This is a genomic window from Microbacterium barkeri, assembly GCF_027921765.1.
Lineage (GTDB): Bacteria > Actinomycetota > Actinomycetes > Actinomycetales > Microbacteriaceae > Microbacterium > Microbacterium barkeri.
In genome coordinates, this window is record NZ_BSEJ01000023.1 from 1 (window position 1) to 19,883 (window position 19,883).

General features: G+C 71.9%; 20 protein-coding genes and 1 pseudogene. 10 read left to right on the forward strand and 11 right to left on the reverse strand.

Features of this window, described 5'->3' with window-relative positions; genetic code table 11:
• The 3 genes and pseudogenes from PKE79_RS16115 to PKE79_RS16125 all read left to right on the forward strand — a co-directional run.
• Window positions 1-1,010, forward strand: a pseudogene (locus tag PKE79_RS16115) (fucose isomerase); the annotation flags it as partial.
• Window positions 1,011-1,038: 28 nt separating this feature from the next.
• Window positions 1,039-2,010, forward strand: a complete 972-nt coding sequence (locus tag PKE79_RS16120) for a hypothetical protein (protein ID WP_271174727.1) — start codon at window positions 1,039-1,041, stop codon at window positions 2,008-2,010.
• A 99-nt stretch (window positions 2,011-2,109) separates the two neighbouring features.
• Window positions 2,110-2,319: a hypothetical protein gene (locus PKE79_RS16125; protein WP_271174728.1), complete on the forward strand. Its 210-nt coding sequence runs from the start codon at window positions 2,110-2,112 to the stop codon at window positions 2,317-2,319.
• Window positions 2,320-2,377: 58 nt separating this feature from the next.
• On the opposite strand, the gene PKE79_RS16130 is transcribed toward PKE79_RS16125, so the two are convergent.
• From PKE79_RS16130 to PKE79_RS16140, 3 genes are read right to left on the reverse strand one after another with little or no spacing between them, the layout of a single operon-like run.
• Window positions 2,378-3,220, reverse strand: a complete 843-nt coding sequence (locus PKE79_RS16130; RefSeq protein ID WP_271174729.1) for a carbohydrate ABC transporter permease — start codon at window positions 3,218-3,220, stop codon at window positions 2,378-2,380.
• The gene (locus PKE79_RS16135) at window positions 3,217-4,110 is read right to left on the reverse strand and encodes a carbohydrate ABC transporter permease (protein WP_271174730.1); all 894 of its coding nucleotides are present in this window, start codon (window positions 4,108-4,110) and stop codon (window positions 3,217-3,219) included. Before PKE79_RS16135 ends, PKE79_RS16130 begins: the two co-directional genes overlap by 4 nt.
• Window positions 4,107-5,504 (reverse strand): ABC transporter substrate-binding protein, encoded by a 1,398-nt coding sequence (locus PKE79_RS16140; protein ID WP_271174731.1) that lies wholly within the window; start codon window positions 5,502-5,504, stop codon window positions 4,107-4,109. Before PKE79_RS16140 ends, PKE79_RS16135 begins: the two co-directional genes overlap by 4 nt.
• Window positions 5,505-5,759: 255 nt before the next feature.
• On the opposite strand from PKE79_RS16140, the gene PKE79_RS16145 reads away from it, so the two are divergent.
• Window positions 5,760-6,242 carry a YciE/YciF ferroxidase family protein gene (locus tag PKE79_RS16145; RefSeq protein WP_271174732.1) on the forward strand — a complete coding sequence of 161 codons (483 nt, stop codon included), beginning with the start codon at window positions 5,760-5,762 and terminating at the stop codon, window positions 6,240-6,242.
• A 69-nt stretch (window positions 6,243-6,311) separates the two neighbouring features.
• Here PKE79_RS16145 and PKE79_RS16150 read toward each other — a convergent pair whose 3' ends face one another.
• Genes PKE79_RS16150 through PKE79_RS16160 form a run of 3 tightly spaced genes read right to left on the reverse strand, consistent with a single transcriptional unit; the run spans window position 6,312 to window position 8,843 of the window.
• The gene (locus tag PKE79_RS16150) at window positions 6,312-7,976 is read right to left on the reverse strand and encodes an ABC-F family ATP-binding cassette domain-containing protein (protein WP_271174733.1); all 1,665 of its coding nucleotides are present in this window, start codon (window positions 7,974-7,976) and stop codon (window positions 6,312-6,314) included.
• A gap of 47 nt (window positions 7,977-8,023) precedes the next feature.
• On the reverse strand, window positions 8,024-8,701 hold the full coding sequence (locus PKE79_RS16155; protein ID WP_271174734.1) for a DUF6766 family protein: 678 nt from the start codon (window positions 8,699-8,701) through the stop codon (window positions 8,024-8,026).
• A gap of 10 nt (window positions 8,702-8,711) precedes the next feature.
• Window positions 8,712-8,843: a hypothetical protein gene (locus tag PKE79_RS16160; protein WP_271174735.1), complete on the reverse strand. Its 132-nt coding sequence runs from the start codon at window positions 8,841-8,843 to the stop codon at window positions 8,712-8,714.
• Window positions 8,844-9,050: 207 nt separating this feature from the next.
• Between PKE79_RS16160 and PKE79_RS16165 the strand changes: the two genes are divergently transcribed.
• The gene (locus PKE79_RS16165; protein WP_271174736.1) at window positions 9,051-9,530 is read left to right on the forward strand and encodes an SRPBCC family protein; all 480 of its coding nucleotides are present in this window, start codon (window positions 9,051-9,053) and stop codon (window positions 9,528-9,530) included.
• Between the two features lie 53 nt (window positions 9,531-9,583).
• The gene (locus PKE79_RS16170) at window positions 9,584-9,910 is read left to right on the forward strand and encodes a DUF7882 family protein (RefSeq protein ID WP_271174737.1); all 327 of its coding nucleotides are present in this window, start codon (window positions 9,584-9,586) and stop codon (window positions 9,908-9,910) included.
• A gap of 4 nt (window positions 9,911-9,914) precedes the next feature.
• Here PKE79_RS16170 and PKE79_RS16175 read toward each other — a convergent pair whose 3' ends face one another.
• Window positions 9,915-10,223: a DUF7882 family protein gene (locus PKE79_RS16175; protein ID WP_271174738.1), complete on the reverse strand. Its 309-nt coding sequence runs from the start codon at window positions 10,221-10,223 to the stop codon at window positions 9,915-9,917.
• Window positions 10,224-10,304: 81 nt separating this feature from the next.
• Between PKE79_RS16175 and PKE79_RS16180 the strand changes: the two genes are divergently transcribed.
• Genes PKE79_RS16180 through PKE79_RS16190 form a run of 3 tightly spaced genes read left to right on the forward strand, consistent with a single transcriptional unit; the run spans window position 10,305 to window position 12,384 of the window.
• On the forward strand, window positions 10,305-11,018 hold the full coding sequence (locus PKE79_RS16180) for a GTP pyrophosphokinase (RefSeq protein ID WP_271174739.1): 714 nt from the start codon (window positions 10,305-10,307) through the stop codon (window positions 11,016-11,018).
• Window positions 11,019-11,036: 18 nt separating this feature from the next.
• Window positions 11,037-11,522: a glutaminase gene (locus tag PKE79_RS16185; protein WP_271174740.1), complete on the forward strand. Its 486-nt coding sequence runs from the start codon at window positions 11,037-11,039 to the stop codon at window positions 11,520-11,522.
• A 55-nt stretch (window positions 11,523-11,577) separates the two neighbouring features.
• Window positions 11,578-12,384, forward strand: a complete 807-nt coding sequence (locus tag PKE79_RS16190) for a TspO-related membrane protein (protein ID WP_271174741.1) — start codon at window positions 11,578-11,580, stop codon at window positions 12,382-12,384.
• 5 nt (window positions 12,385-12,389) lie between these two features.
• On the opposite strand, the gene PKE79_RS16195 is transcribed toward PKE79_RS16190, so the two are convergent.
• Entirely contained in the window at window positions 12,390-13,139 is a 750-nt protein-coding gene (locus tag PKE79_RS16195; protein ID WP_271174742.1) for a LysR family substrate-binding domain-containing protein, read from the reverse strand.
• Between the two features lie 68 nt (window positions 13,140-13,207).
• On the opposite strand from PKE79_RS16195, the gene PKE79_RS16200 reads away from it, so the two are divergent.
• Window positions 13,208-13,735, forward strand: coding sequence for a transferase (locus PKE79_RS16200; protein WP_271174743.1), 528 nt, complete (start codon window positions 13,208-13,210; stop codon window positions 13,733-13,735).
• Window positions 13,736-13,773: 38 nt separating this feature from the next.
• Here PKE79_RS16200 and PKE79_RS16205 read toward each other — a convergent pair whose 3' ends face one another.
• Genes PKE79_RS16205 through PKE79_RS16215 form a run of 3 tightly spaced genes read right to left on the reverse strand, consistent with a single transcriptional unit; the run spans window position 13,774 to window position 19,643 of the window.
• Window positions 13,774-14,202, reverse strand: a complete 429-nt coding sequence (locus tag PKE79_RS16205; protein WP_271174744.1) for a rhodanese-like domain-containing protein — start codon at window positions 14,200-14,202, stop codon at window positions 13,774-13,776.
• A gap of 60 nt (window positions 14,203-14,262) precedes the next feature.
• A complete protein-coding gene (locus tag PKE79_RS16210; protein WP_271174745.1) occupies window positions 14,263-15,063 on the reverse strand; it encodes a DNA-formamidopyrimidine glycosylase family protein in 801 nt (266 codons plus the stop codon).
• Window positions 15,063-19,643: an ATP-dependent helicase gene (locus tag PKE79_RS16215; protein WP_271174746.1), complete on the reverse strand. Its 4,581-nt coding sequence runs from the start codon at window positions 19,641-19,643 to the stop codon at window positions 15,063-15,065. The genes PKE79_RS16210 and PKE79_RS16215 overlap by 1 nt, the downstream gene beginning before the upstream one ends.
• Between the last annotated feature and the right edge of the window lie 240 nt (window positions 19,644-19,883).

Below are 19,883 nucleotides of genomic sequence, written 5' to 3' on the forward strand. Positions count from 1 at the left end.
TGTTCGACGAGGGCTGCATGGGCATGTACAACGCCATCTTCGACGACGAGCTGCTGAACCCGACCGGCATCTACAAGGAGCGTCTGTCGCAGTCCGCCCTGTACGCCGAGATGCTGACGGTGCCGGACGCGGAAGCCGACGCCGCCCGCGACTGGCTGGTCGACCGCGGAATGACGTTCCGCTTCGGCAGCGATGAGGCGACCGAGCTCACCGAGTCGCAGGTGCGCTGGCAGATGAAGATGTACATCGCGGCCCTGCGCATCGCCGATGACTTCGGCTTGGACGCCGTGGGCATCCAGTACCAGCAGGGCCTGAAGGACCTGGTTCCGGCATCCGATCTCGCCGAAGGCGTGCTCAACTCCACCGAGCGCCCACCGGTGTTCTCGCGCGACGGTCAGCGCGAGCTCTTCGCAGGCCGCGCATTCCCGCACTTCAACGAGGCCGACGAGGGCGTCGCCGTCGATGCGCTCGTGACCGACCGGGTCTGGACGGCGATGGGACTCGTGCCCGACAACACGCTCCACGACGTCCGCTGGGGCGAGGACTACGAGGGCGACTTCGTCTGGGTCTATGAGATCTCGGGCTCGGTTCCCGGGTCGCACCTGGGCGGATGGCACAAGGCGGAGGGATGGCGCCAGGACCCGGTGTTCTTCCCGGCCGGCGGGTCGACCATCAACGGCGTCTCGAAGCCGGGAGAGGTCGTGCTCTCGCGAGTGTTCATCGCCGACGGCGTCCTTCAGGCTGACATCTTCCGGGGCACCGTCATCGAGCTGCCGGAGGAAGAGACTCAGCGCCGCAAGGACGCCACCAACCCGGAATGGCCGATCGCGCACGTCGTGCTTCACGACGTCAGTCGCGACCAGTTCATGGCGCGGCACAAGGCGAACCACGCGCAGCTCGTCTACGCGCCCGATGCCGAGACCGCCGACAAGGCGCTGATCGCGAAGGCCGCGATGTTCGACCGCATGGGCATCGCGGTGAACCTCGTCGGCCGCGTCAGCGGCCTCTGAGCAGCGCATGCTGAGCGGGAGGAGCGTCGTGCCCACCGATTCCGAAGGCCGCGAATGGACCGAGGCCGTCGTCGACGGACGCTGGCTGCGGCCAGCGCCCGTCGACGGCCCTCGCGAACCGCGCTGGGGCCACCCAGACGGGATGCAGCTCGGGCTGCATCCGCTGCGCGGCCCGCGGGGTCTGCTGCGGATCTTCACGCCGTACCTCGGCCAACCGCGCGACCGGCTGCTGAACTTCATCGCGGTCGAGCCGGTCCCTGCCGGACAGACCGAGCGCGGGTTCTCCGAGCTCGAGCGCAGCCGGCTGGACGACGCGCCGGGCCTGCGCATGTGGACGGCTGATGACCCGGCCGACGCGACGCCCCGAGACCCGCGCGAGCCGTCGCGCGGCACGGTGGCGGTCGTCGACGGCGTCGAGACGCTGGCGATCGACGTCCTCGTCGAGCCGTTCGCGAACGGGGCGGACGTGTGGGTTCGCGCGGTGTTCCGGGCCGACCGGCCGCATGAGCTGACCGTCGCGGCGTATCGCCGCGAGTCCTCGGTGGCACTCGAGACCTGCGTGCTCACGGCGACGATGGGCAACTGGGCGCGCCTGCGCACCCTGCGCCTCGCTGGAGGCCGCGCCGCGACGGCGAGGAGCCTGTGGCCGGATTACCGCGACATCCATTTCGCCGACCACGCCGTGTTCGGGATGGACGAGCTGGCGCGCGACGGATCGGACATCGTCGTCTCGGCGCTCCCGGACGAGACCGAGCCGCATCGGGCCGAGTACGCCCCGGGCACCAGAGAGCACTGGCACTACGTCGGCGAGCGCGCCGTCCAGACATGGCGCGCGGCCGATCCCGATCCGCGACTGGTCGCCCAGGTGAACGGACGCCACACCTACTGGATGAGCGACGCGCCGATCCCGGGCGGAATCGCGTTCGAGAACTTCGAGCTCGTCGAGCCGTTCCGGCAGGGGCGGGCATTCACGTTCCAGGTCGAGCCGCTGGGGCCCTGACAGAGATACGCCGTAGCACCGTCGGGGAAGCCCTGTCAATCGGATGGAAGCCCCCGGCCTCGCGGATCTACCGTTCGAGCACCGACGGAAGGAGCTGTCATGGCCGACGAACTGCCTCCCATCCGGGAGTGGTGGTCGCACCTCGCGGCCGAGGCGAAGGAGTTCCTCCTGGAGTACCCGGCGGCGCCGCTGGTCGGCACCGTCCGGCAGGAGGTCTCGAACGCATCGGGCGTGCTGGTCGAGGACGGGACGAAGCTCAGCGATGAGGACGTCCAGTTCATCCGCAGCGAGGCGGGCGCCGCAGCCTGACGGCAGCGCTCGCGTCAGGAGGCGCCCGGCGACCGAGGCCGCCGGGCGCCTCCGCGCGTCACCCCTTCACACCGCCGGCGACGACGCCCTCCACGATGTGCCGCTGGGCGAGGAAGAAGAGGATGATCATCGGCACCGTCGTGATGACGCTCGCCGTGACGAGGATCTCCCAGTGCCACTCGCCGCCGAAGCCGAAGGCGTCGACGAGCGCCTTGAGACCGCGCGGGATGGTGAAGGTCGCCGAGTCGCGGAGGTAGATGAGCGCGCGCATGAGGTCGGTCCACACCGCCTGCACCTCGAAGACCAGCGTGACCGCGATGGCGGGGCGCGACAGCGGCATCGCGATGCGCCAGAACAGCTGCCACGCGTTCGCCCCGTCGACGCGAGCGGCGTCGAAGAGATCGCGCGGGAGCGACAGCATGAACTGGCGCAGGAGGAAGATGTAGAACGCGCTGCCGAACAGATTGTGCGCCCACATCGGGGTGAGCGTGCCGACCTGCCCGAGCGCGTTCCAGATGAGGAACGTCGGGATCATCGTCACCGCCCCGGGGAGCATCATCGAGCCGAGGACGAGTGCGAAGAGCACGCCGCGGCCGCGGAAGCGGTAGTACGCGAAGCCCCACGCGACCATCGCGCTCGAGAGCGTCACCGCCGTCGCGGCGAGCACCGTGACGACCGCGGTGTTGAGCAGCCACAGCGCGACCGGCGCCTCCTGCCAGACCTGCACGTAGTTGTCCCACGTGAAGGTCCGGGGGATGAGCCGGTTGTCGAACACCTCGCCGCGCGGCTTGAACGACGCGCTCACGAGCCAGGCGAACGGGTAGGCGAACACGATCCCGGCCGCGACGAGCGCGATCCAGGTCGCCCAGCGCCCGACGCGGACCCGGAGCCCGGCGGTCATCGCGCACCTCCCTCGTAGTACACGAGGCGGCGCGAGACGATCACCTGGACGGCCGTCACCACCATGACGATGAGGAACAGCAGCCACGCGAGCGCCGACGCGTATCCCATGTGGAGGAACTCGAACGCCTGCTGGAACAGGTAGATGACGTAGAACAGCGCGGCATCGTTGGCGTAGGTCGTGTTGCCCGCGCCGAAGAACGCCGTGTACGCCTCGTCGAAGGTCTGCAGCCCCGCGATCGTGTTCACGACGACGACGAAGAACAGCGCGGGGCTGATCATCGGCAGGGTCACGCTCGTGAGCCTGCGCCACGCGCCCGCCCCGTCGAGCCGCGCCGACTCGTACAGCTCCTCGGGGACGCCGCGCAGCGCCGCGAGCAGGATGAGCACCGACGAGCCGACGGTCCACAGGCTCATGATGACGAGGCCCGGCTTCACCCACGAGCCGTCCGTCGTCCACGACGGTCCGTCGATGCCGACGGCGCCGAGCGCGGAGTTGAACAGCCCGCTCTGCCCGTTGAAGAGCAGGAGGAACAGGATGCCCACGGCGACCGGAGGGGTCATCTTCGGGAGGAAGAAGACCGTGCGGAAGAAGCCGGATGCCCGCCCCGCGCGCTGCAGCAGGACGGCGAGCACGAGCGACACGATCACGTAGGCCGGCACCTGGACGGCCGTGAAGTACAGCGTATTGCCGAGCGCGAGCGAGACCTTCGGGTCCGAGAACAGCTCGGCGTAGTTGTCGAACCCGACGAACGACGGATCGTTGATGACGTCGTAGTCCGTCAGCGACAGGTAGGCGCTGTAGAGGATGGGCCAGGCGGTGAAGACGGCGAAGCCGATGATCCAGGGACTGAGGAAGAGCAGAGCCGCGCGCGTCTCGCGCGCCCTCACGACCCCTCCTCGACCTTGGCCCAGGCCTCGTCGAGCGCCTCCTGGGCGGTCTCCTGGGCGCGGGTGAGCGCATCGGCCGCCTCCGCGTCGCCCGACAGCACGTCGTTGATCGCGTCGTTGAGCGCGGCCTCGAACTCCGCGTCGGCGGGGTTCGCCGGCAGGGTGAAGGTGTGCTCGTTGGCCTCGTACACGGCCTCGACCGCGCTGTCCCACGGCTCCCCGCCCGAGGTCACCATCTCGCGGATCTGCTCGTCGGCCTCGGCGTTGCCGGTGAGGATGCCCGTGAACGGCTTGCCCTCCTCCTCGCGGAGGTCGAGGCGAGCCTCGGCAGCCGCGATCCAGGCGTCGACCGACGTCATGGCGCGCGCCCAGCGGCACGCGGCCTCGGGGTTCTCGGCGCCGGACGGGATCGCCCAGGCAGAGCCGGACGCGTAGGCGATCGGCTCGCCCTCGTGGTCGCGGACCGTGTCGAAGACCATCGGCGCGTCCGGGGAGACGTCGTTGAGCACGTTGACGTACCACTGCTCCATCGGCATCGCGCCGAGGACGCCCGTCGCGAACTGGTTGCCCTCGCCGAAGAAGTCGGCGGAGTCGCGCAGCGCCTTGACGTCGCCGAAGCCGCCCTGCGCGTCGTAGATGCCGACGGCCCACTCGAGCGCCTCGATCGCCGCGGGATCGTCGAGGTTCGCCTCGCGGCCATCCTCGCTGAGCAGCTCGACGCCGTTGGCACGCGCCCAGAGCGGGAAGAACTCGGGCAGCTTGCTGTCGACGCCGATCACCGAGAGCGAGCCGTCGCGCTGCATGAGCGCCTCGTTGGCGGCGGACATGGCTTCCCAGTCCGAGCCGTTCACGTCGTCGACCGTCAGCCCCGCCTCCTCGAGGAGGTCGGCGTTCGCCATCGTGATCTGCACGGTGTTGAACTCGGGCACGCCGTAGACCTCGCCGCCCAGCGTCACCTGCTCGAGCGCGGGCTCGACGAACGCGTCGGCGTCGATGCCCTCGCCTTCGAAGCAGCTGCCGAGGGGGAGGATGGCGCCGCGTGCGGCGAGCGATCCGATCTGGTCGCGGTTGGCGTAGATGAGGTCGGGCGGGGACCCCGTCGCGGTGGCGGACAGGAACTGCTGCAGGTCGAGCTCGCCCTCCGTGAGCTTCACCTCGACGCCGTCCCCGAGCTGCTGCTCGGCGAAGTCCATGCGCGAGGTCGCGACCTCGTCGACGCCCGAGAAGCCCATGACCGAGAGCTCGCCGTCGAGGGTCGCGTCGGAGGAGTACTCGGCGTCGCCGGCGCCGCTCTGGCCGCCCGTGCCGACGGCGCATCCCGAGAGCGTCACGAGCGCCGCCGCGCCCACGGCGGTCGTGACGAGAAGCGGATGGGCGTGCCTTCGTGTGCGCATGATGCGGCTCCTTCGCGATCGGCCCGGTCGGGGCCACTTCCTCCTCGGGTGCTGCGGCACCCGGACGGTGCCGAGGCTAGGAGCGGGCCGGGGCGCGGGGTACCGGCTTGACAGAAGCGCTTCCATGGCGTTGACCGCGCATCGCGCGCATTAGCAGGGCGCGCGGTGCCCTGGCAAGCGGCTGGGCGGGAGCGGCGACCGCCCCTAGCGTCGAAGGCAGCCGGCACGGGCCGGTCGTCGACAGAAGGAGGACGCATGAGCCAGGTCAACCTCGAGACGCCCGAGGACCTGCTGCGGCTGCAGCTGCGCACCGCGCTGACGATGGAGGACGACTCGCTTGCCGCACTCGGCGAGCTCGCGGAGGCGGCGGCGTCGCCCGATGTGAAGAAGCTGTTCCGGCATCACGCCGACGAGACGAAGCAGCAGATCGAGAACCTGAAGAAGGTCTTCCAGCTGCTCGAGGTGCCGGAGTCGACCGCCGCGTCCCCCAGCACGAAGGGCATCAGCAAGCAGGCCGAGTCGCTCATCGCGAAGACGGCGAAGCCGCTGCGCGACCAGGTGACCCTCTCGGCCGCGCTCGGGAACGAGCACTACGAGATGGCCGCCTACCAGTCGCTCATCATCCCCGTCACCGCGCTCGGGGCATCCGATGCGCTCAAGCTGCTCGAGGAGAACCGGGAGCAGGAGGTGCACACGAGCGAGGAGCTCGCGACGCGCCTCAAGGAGCTCGTGTCCTGAGAGCGTGAGGGGCGCGGGCGCCGGACGGCTGTGTGAGAGCCTCCGGCGCCCGTCGCCGTCTCCGCGGGGTCACCGCTCGGTGACGACGCCCGCCTCGACGTGCCAGCGCCGCTCGGTGCGCACGTTCTCGAGCATCCGGCGATCGTGCGTGACGAGGAGCAGGGTGCCCTCGTACCCGTCCAATGCCTGCTCGAGCTGCTCGATCGCGGGCAGGTCGAGGTGGTTCGTCGGCTCGTCGAGGACGAGGAGGTTCACCCCGACCGCCTGGAGCACCGCGAGGCCCGCACGGGTGCGCTCTCCGGGGGACAGATCCCCGACGGGCCGCGACACGTGGTCGGCGCGCAGACCGAACTTGGCGAGCAGGGTGCGCACCTCGGCCGGGGTGAGCGCGGGGACGATCTCCTCGAAGCGCCGAGCGAGCGGCGTCGCCCCGGCCAGCAGCGAGCGCGCCTGGTCGATCTCGCCGATCCGCACGCTCGCGCCGAGGCTCGCCGAGCCCTCGTCGGGAGCGATCCTCCCGAGCAGCGCGGCGAGGAGCGTCGACTTGCCCGCGCCGTTCGGCCCGGTGATGCCGATGCGGTCGCCCGCGTCGACCTGCAGCGACACCGGACCGAGGGCGAAGTCGCCGCGCCGGAACACGGCTCCGGTCAGCGTCGAGACGACCGTGCTCGAGCGTGGCGCGGCGCCGATCGTGAACTGCAGCTGCCATTCCTTGCGCGGCTCCTCGACCTCCTCGAGTCGCGCGATCCGGCTCTCCATCTGCCGCACCTTCTGCGCCTGCTTCTCCGACGACTCCGTCGACGCCCTGCGACGCAGCTTGTCGCTGTCGGGCGCCTTGCGGAGCGCGTTCCGCACGCCCTGGCTCGACCACTCCCGCTGCACGCGCGCGCGGGCGACGAGGTCGGCCTTCTTCTCGGCGAACTCGTCGTACGCCTCGCGGGCATGACGGCGCGCGACCTCGCGCTCCTCGAGGTAGGCGTCGTACCCGCCGCCGAAGACGCGGTTCGACGACTGTGCGAGGTCGAGCTCGAGCACGCGCGTGACGCAGCGGGAGAGGAACTCTCGGTCGTGGCTCACGAGCACGACGCCCCCGCGGACCCCCTTCACGAACGCCTCGAGACGCGCGAGGCCGTCGAGATCGAGATCGTTCGTCGGCTCGTCGAGCAGCACGAGGTCGAAGCGCGAGAGCAGGAGCGCCGCGAGGCCCACCCGCGCGGCCTGACCGCCGGAGAGGGAGGTCATCGGGGTGCGGCCGGCCGCCTCGCCGTCCAGCTCGAGACCGAGGTCGGCGAGGACTGCGGGGATGCGCTCGTCGAGGTCGGCCGCCCCGCTCGCGAGCCAGCGATCGAGCGCCGACGCGTACGCGTCTGCGGGGTCGACGCACGAAGGATGGGCGGCCGGGTCGGCGAGCGCCGCCGCCGCGGACTCGAGCTCCGCGCTCGCCGCCTGGCACCCCGTGCGCCGCGCGAGGTACGCCGCGACGCTCTCGCCCTCGACGCGCTCGTGCTCCTGCGGCAGGTAGCCCACGAACGCGTCGGCGGGAGAGAGCGACACCGTGCCGGCCTGCGGCTCGAGCACACCGCCGAGGATGCGCAGCAGCGTCGACTTGCCCGCTCCGTTCACGCCGACGACCCCGACCACATCGCCCGGGGACACCGTGAGGTCCACCCCCGAGAAGAGCGTCCGGTGGCCGTATCCGCCGGCGATCCCGCCGGTCACGAGGGTCGCGGTCATCCGGCCATCCTCTCAGACCGCGCTCGCACGGCCCTTGGAGGAGCGCGTCACTCCGACTCGATCGACGACTCCGCGTGCGGCGCTCCGACGGGCTTCGACTCGGCGGACCCGCGCTGGCGGAGGTAGATGGAGAAGGCGACCATGCAGCCGACCGCGAGGAACTCGGACTGCCAGTTCTGCAGCGTCCGGTTCCAGAACTCCGGCCCCGCGACGTACGCGAGCCAGGTCATCGCGGGCTCGCCGTGCTGCGCGGCCTCGTCGTTCGCGACCACGAGCCCGCCGAGCGACTGCGCGAACCAGGAGAGCACGAAGATCGCGCCCATGACGATGAGCATGGAGTTGCCGTACAGCGTCTGGCGCCAGTCACGCAGCTTCGCCCAGGCGGGGGAGTCCGCCCGAGCGTGCTCTCCCACGAGCTGCTCCTCGTCGGAGCCGGGGCCCTCGTCGTCGGGGCGCTTGGACTCGGGCGAGCCGCGCTGGATGAGCCACACGGTCGCGAGGATGAAGAGGAAGAACTGCAGGAACTCGCTCTGCCAGTTCTCGGTGACGTCGACGAGGAACGCCGACGACGTGACGAACTCGCCGAGCGGGATCTCGGGCTGGCCGTGGCGGACGAGCTCCTCGTTGTTGTTCGCGTGGCCCACGAACGCCTGCCCGACGAGGGTCGCGACGAAGATCGCGAGGAAGAAGAGCGACAGCGCGTTGTCGCGGATGAAGCGCGGCATGGACCCCTCCTCAGCGGCCGGTCAGCGGAAGGATGATCATGACCGCGAGTCCGACCGCGACGATCGAGAACCAGGACCAGAAGACGACGCGCATCCCGACGGTCTCGTCGTCATCGGATGCGCCCTTGACCTGTGCTGACATGCCGTCACCCTAAGGCGCTTCTCCTCCGCGCGGGAAGGAGATTGACGGCCCGCGACGCGCCCGGCTAGGGCCGGGTGGGTGCCGCGCACCCAGCCGATACATCGCGAGCCCCGTGGCGTCAACCCGGGTGCCTGGTCAGGAGGCCCTGCCTAGCCTGGCTAGCGACGGGGCGGCGACCTGGGGACGGAGCCGCCGGGAGGAGGCACCATGGCCACATCACTGAGCGCAGAGATCGACGTGGAGGCGCCGCTCGAAGAGGTCTACAACCAGTGGACCCAGATCGAGACCTTCCCGGAGTACCTCGGCGCGGTGAGATCCGTCCGCCAGATCGACGAGGTGCGCTCGCGCTGGTCGGTGACGATCGGCGGATTCACGGAGGATTTCTACGCTGACATCGTCGATCAGGTGCCGGACGACCACATCGTCTGGCAGAGCACCGACGGGATCTTCCACGTCGGGCGGGTCGACTTCGCGCCCATCGAGAACGGCACGCGTGTGACGCTCCGCATGGTCTGGGAGCCGGAGGGGATGCTCGAGTCGTTCGGCGCCGCCATCGGCGTCGACTCCGCGCAGGCGCAGCGGGACCTCGAGCGGTTCAAGGAGTTCATGGAGGCGCGCGGCACCGCGACGGGCGGGTGGCGCGGGGAGGTGCACCGGAATCGGCCCGGGCCGGCCGACGCGATCTGACTCCCCGTGACGAAGCCGTGATTTTCGACGCCTGTACCGGTTAGAGTCGCTTCGTGGGCAAATTCATCTACGGACTGGGCGGCGACTCCGTCGAAATGGACGACCGTACCCTTGCGCATCTGCGCATCGTGGTCATGAACAAGCTCCGCCGTTCCGAGCCCTTCATGTTCGACGCTTCCCTGGGCGAGGGCACGGGGCGTCGCAGCTTCTGGCTGCACCCCGCGGTGCCCCTGCAGTTCCAGTTCTCGGGCGGGCGCTCGCCGCGGCTCAACCGGGTCTGGCTGGATGAGCTCATGAAGGCCGCGAGCGGGCCGTCGGGGCTCACGATCATGCCCGAGCCGGCGGAGCCGGCCGAGGCGCCCGGAGGCGACCCGCTCTGACCCGTCAGCCGTGCGTCGGCGGCTCCTCGACGAGCTGGATGCCGCCGAGCGCGTTGGCCGAGACGGCGAGGTCCTCGAGCCACTGGCGGTCGAGCTCGGGGGCGACGGGCTCCTCGAACTCGAAGCGCAGCGGGATCGCAGGGTGCACCCAGATGGTGCTGCGGCCCTCGGGCTCGCCCTCGCGGTGGCGCCACGAGACGGAGAAGCTCTCGTCGCGGCGCAGCTTGCTGATGATCACGACCTTGAGGTGAGCGAGAGCACGGTCTTCGACGGAGATCGGCGTCGCGGATGCGCCGTAGTAGAGAGTGCCCATGAGGCCAGGCTAACGCCGCGCCCGGGTGCTCCAGGCGGATCTCACAGGGATCCCATAGCGCGCGACCCTAGCGTGGGGCTCATGAGCTCGATCCCCGTCGACGAGGACATGCTGGAGCACGCTCGCTCGCTCCGCGATGAGATGCAGCGCTTCCTCAACGAGTACCGCTTCGGGATGCGCGAGATCGAGACGAAGCTCTCCATCCTCCGCGAGGACTTCGAGCACCAGCACGCCTACAACCCGATCGAGCACGTCTCGAGCCGCCTCAAGTCGATGGACAGCATCGCCGAGAAGGCCGACCGCAAGGGCATCGAGCCGACGATCGAGGCCATCCGCGCGAGCATCCTCGACATCGCGGGTGTCCGCGTCACCTGCAGCTTCGTGACCGACGCGTACCGGCTCTTCGAGCTGCTCGTGAGCCAGGACGACATCAGCGTGCGCGAGGTCAAGGACTACATCGCCCACCCGAAGGCGAACGGCTACAAGAGCCTCCACGCGATCGTCGAGGTGCCGGTGTTCCTGTCGACGGGCATGGTGTCGGTTCCCGTCGAGGTGCAGTTCCGCACGATCGCGATGGACTTCTGGGCGAGCCTCGAGCACAAGATCTACTACAAGTACGACAAGCAGGTGCCGGCGCGGCTCATCGACAGCCTGCGTGACGCGGCCGTCACGGCCGCCGAGCTCGACGACCGGATGGAGCGCCTGCACCGTGAGCTGCACGGCGAGCGCCCGGCCCCGATCGCGCCGCTGTCGATCCTCCCGCGCTCCGGCGGCGACGGGCCGACCGCCGCGTAGCGGACTATCTTGGGGCGGATGGACGACCTCCGCTCGCTGCTCGCCGACGCGCGCGACCGTCTTCGCGGCATCCCCCGCGAGGGTCTCGGGCAGCTGCGCGAGCCGGGGCGCCTGCGCGGAGCGCTCGGCGCGCGCCCGCGGATCGTGCGGGTCGGCGAAGGATGGCATCTCGGCGTCCTCCTGCTGACCGGCGACGGGCTCATCGCGACGGGCGAGATCCTGCGCGCCGCCGAGGAGGTGCGCCGCGGCTACGCGGCCGAGTCGCAGCGGCGGCGCGCGGAGCTGCGGGCGATGGCGTTCCGCGGCGGGTTCGCCGAGGGGGAGACGCTCCACCTCGGATGGTCCGCGATCGACGTCGACGCGGTCGCCGACGGCGGGGCGGATGGCCCGCTGTCGTGGCAGGACGGCGTGCTCAGCGTGCGCTGGTCGCCCGCGGGCTTCCTCCGCCCGCTGGCTCCCTACCTCGATGAGCAGATCGACCTGCTCACGGCGCCTCGCACCTGACCCGGGGTCTGTCAACCCCCGGAATCGGGGTCGGAGCGCTCGTTAGCGTGGGCAGATGACCCCCTCGTCTCCCGCGCACGCGAACCGCAGCGACGTCGTCCGCCAGGTCGCCGTCGTGGCCGCGACGTGCCTCATGATCGCCGCGGCGATGGTCGGCGCAGGGCTCTTCGGCGGGACGCCCGTCCAGGATCTCCAGGGCGGCGCGCTCGATGTGGACGGCTCGTACCTCGCCCCCGCGCGCCCGGCGTTCTCCATCTGGTCGGCGATCTACATCGGCCTCGTCGCGTATGCCGCGTGGCAGGCGCTTCCGCAGCAGCGGGCAGACGTCCGCCAGCGTGCGATGGGCTGGTGGGTCGCGGCGTCGGAGGTGCTCAACGGGCTGTGGCTGCTCGCGGCGCAGTTCGCCGACCTGCCCACGACCGTCGCGGTGATCTTCGCGCTCGCGGGAGTGCTCGCCCTGGCCTTCCATCGCGCCGTCCGCACAGCGCGGGAGGGCCTGCTGCCCGCGCTTCTCATCGACGGCGTCACGGGCCTCCACCTCGGCTGGGTCACGATCGCAGCGGTCGCGAACACGGCCGCGTGGCTCACCCGGACGGCACCGGAGGAGTGGGCCGACGCGGCCGCCGTCGCGGGCGTCGTCGCGCTCGCGGTGATCGCGATCATCGCCGTCGGCATCGGGTGGCGGGGCCGCGGCCGCCTGGCGCCCGCCCTCGCGCTCGCCTGGGGGCTCTCGTGGCTCGCCGTCGCACGGCTCTCGGGCGAGCCGGCGAGCACCGCGATCGGCGTGACGGCAGCCGCAGTCGCGGTGATCGCGCTCGGCGCGACGCTCGCCTTCCGGTTCTCGCGGAGGGCGGCGTCGTGACGACCTCAGCGGGAGGAGTTCGCCGTGCGCCCGCGGATGATGCCGACGAAGTCCTGGATGTCCGCGGAGTCGCGGTCGCGCCGCCACGCGAAGACGACCGACGAGACCGGGCCGCCGACGAGCGGCCGGTACGTCACGTCGCGCCGGTGGTGCAGCCGGGCGAGGGACATCGGCACGATCGCGATGCCGACGCCCGTGGCGACCGTCGCGATCGCATCCGCGGTCGTCTCGATCGTGTCGAAGCGCGGGGGCACGGTGGCGGGGAGGTCGAACGGGCCGAGCACATCGTCGCCCGGCACGATGAGCACCGAGCCGTCGAGGTCGGACGCCTCGAGCTCGTCGACGACCGTGAGGTCGGACTCGCTCGACATGACGACGACCGGCACCTCGTCGTACAGCGCGATGACGTGGAGGCCGTCGTCATCGATCGGGCGTCGCGCGATCGCGGCGTCGACGCGGCCGTCGTCGAGAGCCGTGCGCTGCTCCGCGACCTCGAGCGGCACGAGCTCGAGGGCGACCTCGGGCCGGCGGCTGCTCCAGCGGTCCACCCAGCGACCGGGAGTCGCGCCGGGCACGGCGCCGAGACGGAAGGTGCGGGGCGCTTCCGGCTCCGGGGCGGGCGCCGTCTTCGGGGCGGGCGCCGTCTTCGGGGCGGGGGGCGTGCGCCCGGGAGCGCGTCCGCCTGTGGACCGGCCGCGCGCACCGCCGCGGGCGGCGCCGCCGCGGCGAGGTGCCGATCCCTTCCCGTGCGCCATGCCGCAAGCCTACGCGGACCGACCCCGCGAGGCGATCTGACCATCCGATTCCGCCGATCAACACCAGAATGCCCCCGTCGAGCCGGGTGCATCGAGCAGCAGCGAAAGCGTCCATTCAGGGGAATACCTGCCGGGACGCCGGCGTTGTCGCAGATGTCCGGCCTCGCCCGGGGCCGCAGAAGGGCATCGTGGGAAAGAACTACGTCGACATCGAGAATGACCACGGCGAACTGCTGCGCTATCGCAAGCACGTGAACGGACGTGGACTGATCGCCACAGGAGCGAAGGTCCATCCGGACGCGCGTGTGGAAGCGGGCGCTTATGTCGAACCGGGGGCGCGGATCTCCGCGGGCGCGCGCGTCGCGCGCGGCGCGTGGATCGACGCCAACGCGCTCATCGGGCCGAAGGCGACGATCGAGGTCGGGGCGCACATCGGCCCCGGCGCCATGATCGGCGCGAACGCCCACATCGGCGTGCGCACGACCGTGGGAGAGGGCGCGCGGGTCGCGCCCGGCTCCCGCATCGGCGACGACGAGAGCATCCGGGACGGCGCAGCCGTCGCCACCGACCGCAAGGGCTTCCTGCTCGCCGCATGAGGCCGCACGGCCCCGGCTCAGCCGGGGCCGTCTCGCTGTCAGCAGGCGCAGGACGGCGCGGCGACCGGCGCGACGAGCGGATCGGCCGCGCGGACGACCGGGCCGTCGGCGCTCTCGACGGGATAGCCCTCGCGCGCCCAGTACTCGAAGCCGCCGATCATGAGGCGCACGTCGTAGCCGAGCTGCGCGAACGCGAGCGCGGCCTTGTCTCCGCCGTTGCAGCCCGGGCTCCAGCAGTACACGACGACCGGAGTGCCGTGCGGGATCTCGGCCGAAGCTCGCGCGGCGATCTCGCGCGTGGGCAGGTGGATCGCGCCGACCGCATGACCCTGATCCCAGGCGGCCTGCGAGCGGGTGTCGACGAGGGCGAACGCGGCGCCCTCCTGCTGGTCGGCGAAGACGTCGGACGGGTCGGTCTCGAAGGAGAGCTTCGCGCGGAAGTGGGCGGCGGCTGCGGAGTTCGTCATGGCACGCACGCTATCGGCGAGCCGGATGGCCGCCGCGCGATCCGCTCGCATCTGGCAGGATCACGCCGCTGATCGGCCGTCGTCGGCCTCGGGCTGGCAGCGCGGGCACCAGTACACGCGGCGCTCGCGGGTGGGGTCGGGCCCCATCGCGGTCTTGCGGATGGGCGTCCCGCAGCGACGGCACGGCTGCCGGTCGCGCCCGTAGACCCACATCGCCCGGCCGGGCCGCGCATCCCCCGTGAACGAGCGCGTGCGCTGATCGACGTTGCGCCGGATGGTCCGCGCGCCGAGCGCGACGAGGGCCGCGGTGTCGACCTCGGACATCGGGCGCGTGGGGGCGATGCCGCGCAGGAAGAGCAGCTCGTTCACGTACTCCGTGCCGAACCCGGCGACGTTGCGCTGGTCGAGGAGCGCGACGTGCGCCGCGCGTGTGTCGGCGGCGAGGCGCCGCGCGGCCTCGTCCGGGTCCCAGTCGGGGGCGAGCGGGTCGGGTCCGAGGTAGCCGACCGCCGCCTCCTCGTCGCGCGTGAGCAGCAGCTCGACGATGCCGAGCTCGAATCCGACCGTCTCGACGCCGGGTGCCGAGACGATCGCGCGCGCCTGGTAGGCCGGGCGGCGCCAGCGGGCGCCCTGCGCGTACACATGCCACTCGCCCTCCATCCGCAGGTGCGTGTGCAGCGTGTGCTCGCCGATGCGGTGGAGGAGGTGCTTGCCGCGCGCGACGACCTCGTGCACGGTCTCGCCGCGCAGGTCGGCGGTCGCCGCCTGCGGCACACGGAGGTCGAACCGCGTGACCACGCGGCCGGCGAGGGCGGCGTGCAGTCGACGCGCCGCGCGGTGGACGGTGTCGCCCTCGGGCATCAGCCGCGCTCCCGGCGCAGCGTGAGGCCCTTCGTCGACTCGACGAAACCCGCCGCGCGCAGAGACCGGCCGAGCGTCGTCCCGAAGACGAACTCGCCGTTGACCTGCTCGACGGTGAGGGTCTCCAGCCGCCGCGATCGTGCGGTCGCGACGAGGTCGCGGCACGCCGCGGCGAGCACCTCTTCGTCGTCGGCGAACTGGAGCACCGTGCGTCCGCCGCGCTCGAGGTACAGGACGAGGGCGCCGTCGACGAGCACGACGAGGCCGCCCGCCTTGCGGCCCGGGCGGTGCTTGACGGCCTCGAGCGCGGGCCATCCGAGTGCCGCGCCGTAGGGGTTCGCGGGGTCGGTCGCCGCGAGGGTGAGCGCGCGCAGGGGAGCGGGCTCGGGCACGGCGGCGAACTGGCGCAGCCGGTCGATCGTCGAGGACGCCGCGAACTGCGCCGCGCCGAGCTGCTCGATGAGGTAGCCGCGTCGGCAGTGGCCGGCCTGCTCGAAGCCGGCGAGGATGCGGTAGACCTGCGCGAAGCCGCCCGGCACCTGCTCGCTCTGCACCGATCCGCGCGTGACGACGCCGTAGCGGTCGAGGAGGAGCGACGCGCTCGCGGTGGCGCGCGCCGCGGCATCCGGCTCGGGCCGGGGGACGAGCGACCAGCGTCCGCCGAGCGCGGGCGGCCGCGGCGGCGCCGACGTCGTCGGGCGGAAGGTCGCTCCTCGGTACATCCGCGCGCGGGGGGTGCGGCGCGCGACCTTGTGGCTCTGCGAGCCGCCGCCGAGGAGCGTGCGCAGCGGCGCGAACGTGTCGTTCGTCACGCGCCCCGTCCAGACGAGGTTCCAGAGCGCCTCCACGACCGACTGCTCGTTCTCGGCTCCCGTCGCCTCGCGCAGCTGGCTCGCGAAGTAGGCGCCTCCGCCCGCGAGCGCGGCGACGAGCTGCGCCTCGAGCGAGCCCTCGGCGAGCTCGCCGTCGACGTCGGGGACCGTGAACGAGGCCGCGTCTGCGGGGTGCAGCGCGATCCATCCGTCTCGCCCCGGCAGGGATCCGTGCCCCGACCAGACGACCTCTCCGGTCGCGGTGAGCTCGTCGAGCATGGACGGCGCGTAGTCGCGCACGCGCGAGGGCAGGACGAGCGATTCCCAGGCGCTCGCCGGGATGGGGACGCCGGCGAGCTGGTCGACGACCGCGACGACGCCGTCGATCCCCTCGAGCGGGCGCACGATGTGCTGCCAGTCGGGGAGGAAGCGCGCGTAGGCGTCGGGCGCGACCGGCTCGACGCTTCCGCGCAGCGCCGCGAGCGAGCGCATCCGGATGCGCCGCAGCGCCTCCGCATCGCACCACTCCACCTCGTCGGACAGCGGCACGCCGTCGCGCTCGGGCAGGAAGAACCCGCTGGACAGCCGACCCTGCGCCTCGAGTCGCTGCAGCGTGTGGCGCGCGACCGCAGCGCCGACACCGAGACGCGTCGCGACGGCGTCGGTCGTGAAGGGCCCGTGTGTGCGCGCATACCGCGACACGAGGTCGGCGAGCGGATCGGCGACCGGCTCGAGGAAGGCGACCGGGATGCCGACGGGGAGCGCGGTGCCCAGCCCGTCGCGGAGGCGCCCGGCATCCTCGATCGCCGCGAAGCGGTCGGCTCCCGCGATCTGCACGCGGATGGCGCGACGCGCGTCGACGAGGGCGGCGAGGTGCGCGGGCGCGTCGGCGGCGTCCTCCAGGCGCGCGGCGACCTCGTCGGCCGCGAGCGGACCCAGCACGCGCAGCAGGTCGGCCGTGCCCTCCACGCCGTGCGCGCGGCGGTCGGGCGCGAGCCGCTGCGCCTCGGCCTCGTACTGCGCGAGCACGTCGGGGTCGAGCAGCTCGCGCATCTCGACCTTGCCGAGCAGCTCGCTCAGGAGCGCGGGGTCGACGGACAGCGCGGCGGCGCGCCGCTCGGCGAGCGGGGAGTCGCCCTCGTACATGAACGCGCCGACGTAGCCGAAGAGCAGATCGCGCGCGAAGGGCGACGGCTGCGACGGCTCGGTCTCGATGAGCCGGATGCGCCGCTCGCCGATCCCGCGCGCGACGCGGAGCAGCGCGGGCAGGTCGTAGACATCCTGGAGGACCTCGCGGAGGGTCTCGAGGATGATCGGGAAGGTCGGGTGGCGCTTGGCCACCTCGAGCAGCGCAGCCGAGCGCTGGCGCTGCTGCCACAGGGGCATGCGCTTGCCCGGGTTGAGGCGCGGCATGAGGAGCGCGCGGGCTGCGCACTCGCGGAACCGCGACGCGAAGAGCGCGGAGCCGCCGACCTCGTCGGTCACGATCTGCTCGAGCTCGTCGGGGTCGAACACGAACAGCTCGGCGCCGGGCGGCTCGGATTCGGTGTCGGGGATGCGGGCGATGATGCCGTCGTCGCTCGCGACGGCGGATCCCTCGACGCCGAGACGCTCGCGGATGCGCGCGTTGACGGCAAGGGCCCACGGCGAGTGCACGTGCATGCCGTAGGGGGAATGCAGGATGATCCGCCAGTCGCCGACCTCGTCGCGCCCGCGCTCGACGGTCAGCGTGCGGTCGGTCGGCAGCGTTCCGGTCGCCTCGCGCTGCTCGGCGAGGTACGCGAGGAGGTTGCCGCGCGCCTTCTCGTCGAGGCCGGCCTCGATGAGGCGCTGCTCCGCGCGGTCGGCGGGAGCGCTCGTGATCTCGCGCGAGAAGCGGCCGAGGGCCTCGCCGAGCTCGGCGGGGCGGCCCAGCCCGTCTCCGTGCCAGAACGGGACCTTGCCGGGCTGGCCGAACGCGGGCAGCACGTTGACGCGGTCGTGCGTGATCTCGACGATGCGCCAGCTCGTCGTCCCCAGCGTGAAGACGTCGTTCACGCGCGACTCGTAGACCATCTCCTCGTCGAGCTCGCCGACGCGCGCGTTGCGGGTCTCGCCCGCGATGAAGACCCCGAACAGCCCGCGGTCGGGGATCGTCCCGCCGCTCGTGACGGCGAGGCGCTGCGAGCCGGGGCGCCCGGCGATCGTGCCGGCGTCGCGGTCCCACACGACGCGGGGCCGCAGCTCGGCGAACTCGTCGGAGGGGTAGCGGCCGGCGAGCAGGTCGAGCGTCGCCTCGAACGCGCTGCGCGGCAGGGTGCGGAACGGGGCGCTGCGCCGGACGATCTCGTACCACCGCTCGACCTCGATCTCGCCGAGCGCGGAGGCCGCGACCGTCTGCTGGGCGAGGATGTCGAGCGGGTTCTGCGGGACGGCGATCGCCTCGATCTGGCCGTGGAGCATCCGCTCGGTGACGATCGCGGTGTGCAGCACGTCGCCGCGATGCTTCGGGAACAGCGCGGCGCGGCTGATCTCGCCGACCTGGTGGCCCGCGCGGCCGACCCGCTGGAGGCCGCTCGCGGCGCTCGGCGGCGCCTCGACCTGGATGACGAGGTCGACCGCGCCCATGTCGATGCCGAGCTCGAGGCTGCTCGTCGCGACGACGCACCGCAGCGCACCCGACTTGAGCTCCTCCTCGACGACGGCGCGCTGCTCCTTCGAGACGGACCCGTGGTGGGCCTTGGCGAGCACGGGCTCGGCGCCCGCCGTCTGGCCGGCCTGGGCCATCATCGCGGCGGGGACGGCGGGATCGGGCAGGTCGAGGCCCAGCCGCTCGGCGTAGATCTCGTTGAGGCGGCCCGTCAGGCGCTCGGCGAGACGCCGCGAGTTGGCGAAGACGATCGTCGAGCGGTGCGCGAGCACGCGGTCGACGATCGCCTCCTCGACGTGCGGCCAGACCGACCCGGTGATCTCGGTGGTCTCGGGCAGGAACCAGTCCTCGCCGTCCTCGCCCTGCTCGGCGCCGGATGGCGGCGCGCTGCCCGCGGCCGGCGGCGGGTTCTGCATGTCGTCGATCGGCACCGTGACCGACAGCTCGAAGGTCTTCGACGCCTTCGGCGCGACGATCTCGACGGGGGCCGACCCGCCGAGGAACCGCGCGACCTCGTCGATGGGGCGCACGGTCGCCGACAGCCCGATGCGCTGCGCCGGCCGCTCGAGCAGCTCGTCGAGACGCTCGAGGCTCACCGCGAGGTGCGCGCCGCGCTTGGTCGCCGCGACGGCGTGGACCTCGTCGACGATCACGGTGTGCACGCCGCGCAGGGTCTCCCGCGCCTGGCTCGTGAGCATGAGGTAGAGCGACTCGGGCGTGGTGATGAGGATGTCCGGCGGGTGCCGGACGAGCCGCTGCCGGTCGGCCGACGGGGTGTCGCCCGAGCGCACCCCCACGCTCACGGTCGGCGCCTCGATCCCGAGACGCCGCGCGGCCTGCGCGATGCCGACGAGCGGCGAGCGCAGGTTGCGCTCGACGTCGACGCCGAGGGCCTTGAGCGGCGAGACGTAGAGGATGCGCGTGCGCTCGGCGTCATCCTGCGCCTTCTCGCGGAACACCTGGTCGATCGCCCACAGGAACGACGACAGGGTCTTGCCGGAGCCCGTGGGCGCGACGACGAGGGCATGCCGGCCCTTCGAGACGGCGTCCCACGCGCCGCGCTGGGCATCGGTCGGCGCCGCGAACGCGCCGCGGAACCACTCCCGCGTTGCCTCGCCGAACCGATCGAGCACATCCACGCAACCATCCTCTCCCGGACCGCCGACATCCGGCTCGGTCGATCGCGGTCTGGTTCACCCGACCCGGAGCAGGAAGATCCGCCCATCGCAGGACGGATCCTGACGGATCGTCCTTCTCTCGGCGGATTCTCCTGCTCCCACGGCGACGCGGGAGCGGGCGGAAGAGCCGGATATCGGTGTCATCGGAATTGCGCGGTGTCGGCGGACACCGATATGTCTAAGGAGCGCGATCGCGCACCA

Coding starts and splice junctions, on each gene's coding strand:
- PKE79_RS16165 (WP_271174736.1), top strand. CDS start 9,051: ATGGCCACATCACTGAGCGCAGAGATCGACGTGGAGGCGCCGCTCGAA.
- PKE79_RS16180 (WP_271174739.1), top strand. CDS start 10,305: ATGAGCTCGATCCCCGTCGACGAGGACATGCTGGAGCACGCTCGCTCG.
- PKE79_RS16140 (WP_271174731.1), bottom strand. CDS start 5,504: ATGCGCACACGAAGGCACGCCCATCCGCTTCTCGTCACGACCGCCGTG.
- PKE79_RS16190 (WP_271174741.1), top strand. CDS start 11,578: ATGACCCCCTCGTCTCCCGCGCACGCGAACCGCAGCGACGTCGTCCGC.
- PKE79_RS16195 (WP_271174742.1), bottom strand. CDS start 13,139: ATGGCGCACGGGAAGGGATCGGCACCTCGCCGCGGCGGCGCCGCCCGC.
- PKE79_RS16210 (WP_271174745.1), bottom strand. CDS start 15,063: ATGCCCGAGGGCGACACCGTCCACCGCGCGGCGCGTCGACTGCACGCC.
- PKE79_RS16125 (WP_271174728.1), top strand. CDS start 2,110: ATGGCCGACGAACTGCCTCCCATCCGGGAGTGGTGGTCGCACCTCGCG.
- PKE79_RS16155 (WP_271174734.1), bottom strand. CDS start 8,701: ATGCCGCGCTTCATCCGCGACAACGCGCTGTCGCTCTTCTTCCTCGCG.
- PKE79_RS16200 (WP_271174743.1), top strand. CDS start 13,208: ATGCCCCCGTCGAGCCGGGTGCATCGAGCAGCAGCGAAAGCGTCCATT.
- PKE79_RS16185 (WP_271174740.1), top strand. CDS start 11,037: ATGGACGACCTCCGCTCGCTGCTCGCCGACGCGCGCGACCGTCTTCGC.
- PKE79_RS16175 (WP_271174738.1), bottom strand. CDS start 10,223: ATGGGCACTCTCTACTACGGCGCATCCGCGACGCCGATCTCCGTCGAA.
- PKE79_RS16205 (WP_271174744.1), bottom strand. CDS start 14,202: ATGACGAACTCCGCAGCCGCCGCCCACTTCCGCGCGAAGCTCTCCTTC.
- PKE79_RS16130 (WP_271174729.1), bottom strand. CDS start 3,220: ATGACCGCCGGGCTCCGGGTCCGCGTCGGGCGCTGGGCGACCTGGATC.
- PKE79_RS16160 (WP_271174735.1), bottom strand. CDS start 8,843: ATGTCAGCACAGGTCAAGGGCGCATCCGATGACGACGAGACCGTCGGG.
- PKE79_RS16150 (WP_271174733.1), bottom strand. CDS start 7,976: ATGACCGCGACCCTCGTGACCGGCGGGATCGCCGGCGGATACGGCCAC.
- PKE79_RS16145 (WP_271174732.1), top strand. CDS start 5,760: ATGAGCCAGGTCAACCTCGAGACGCCCGAGGACCTGCTGCGGCTGCAG.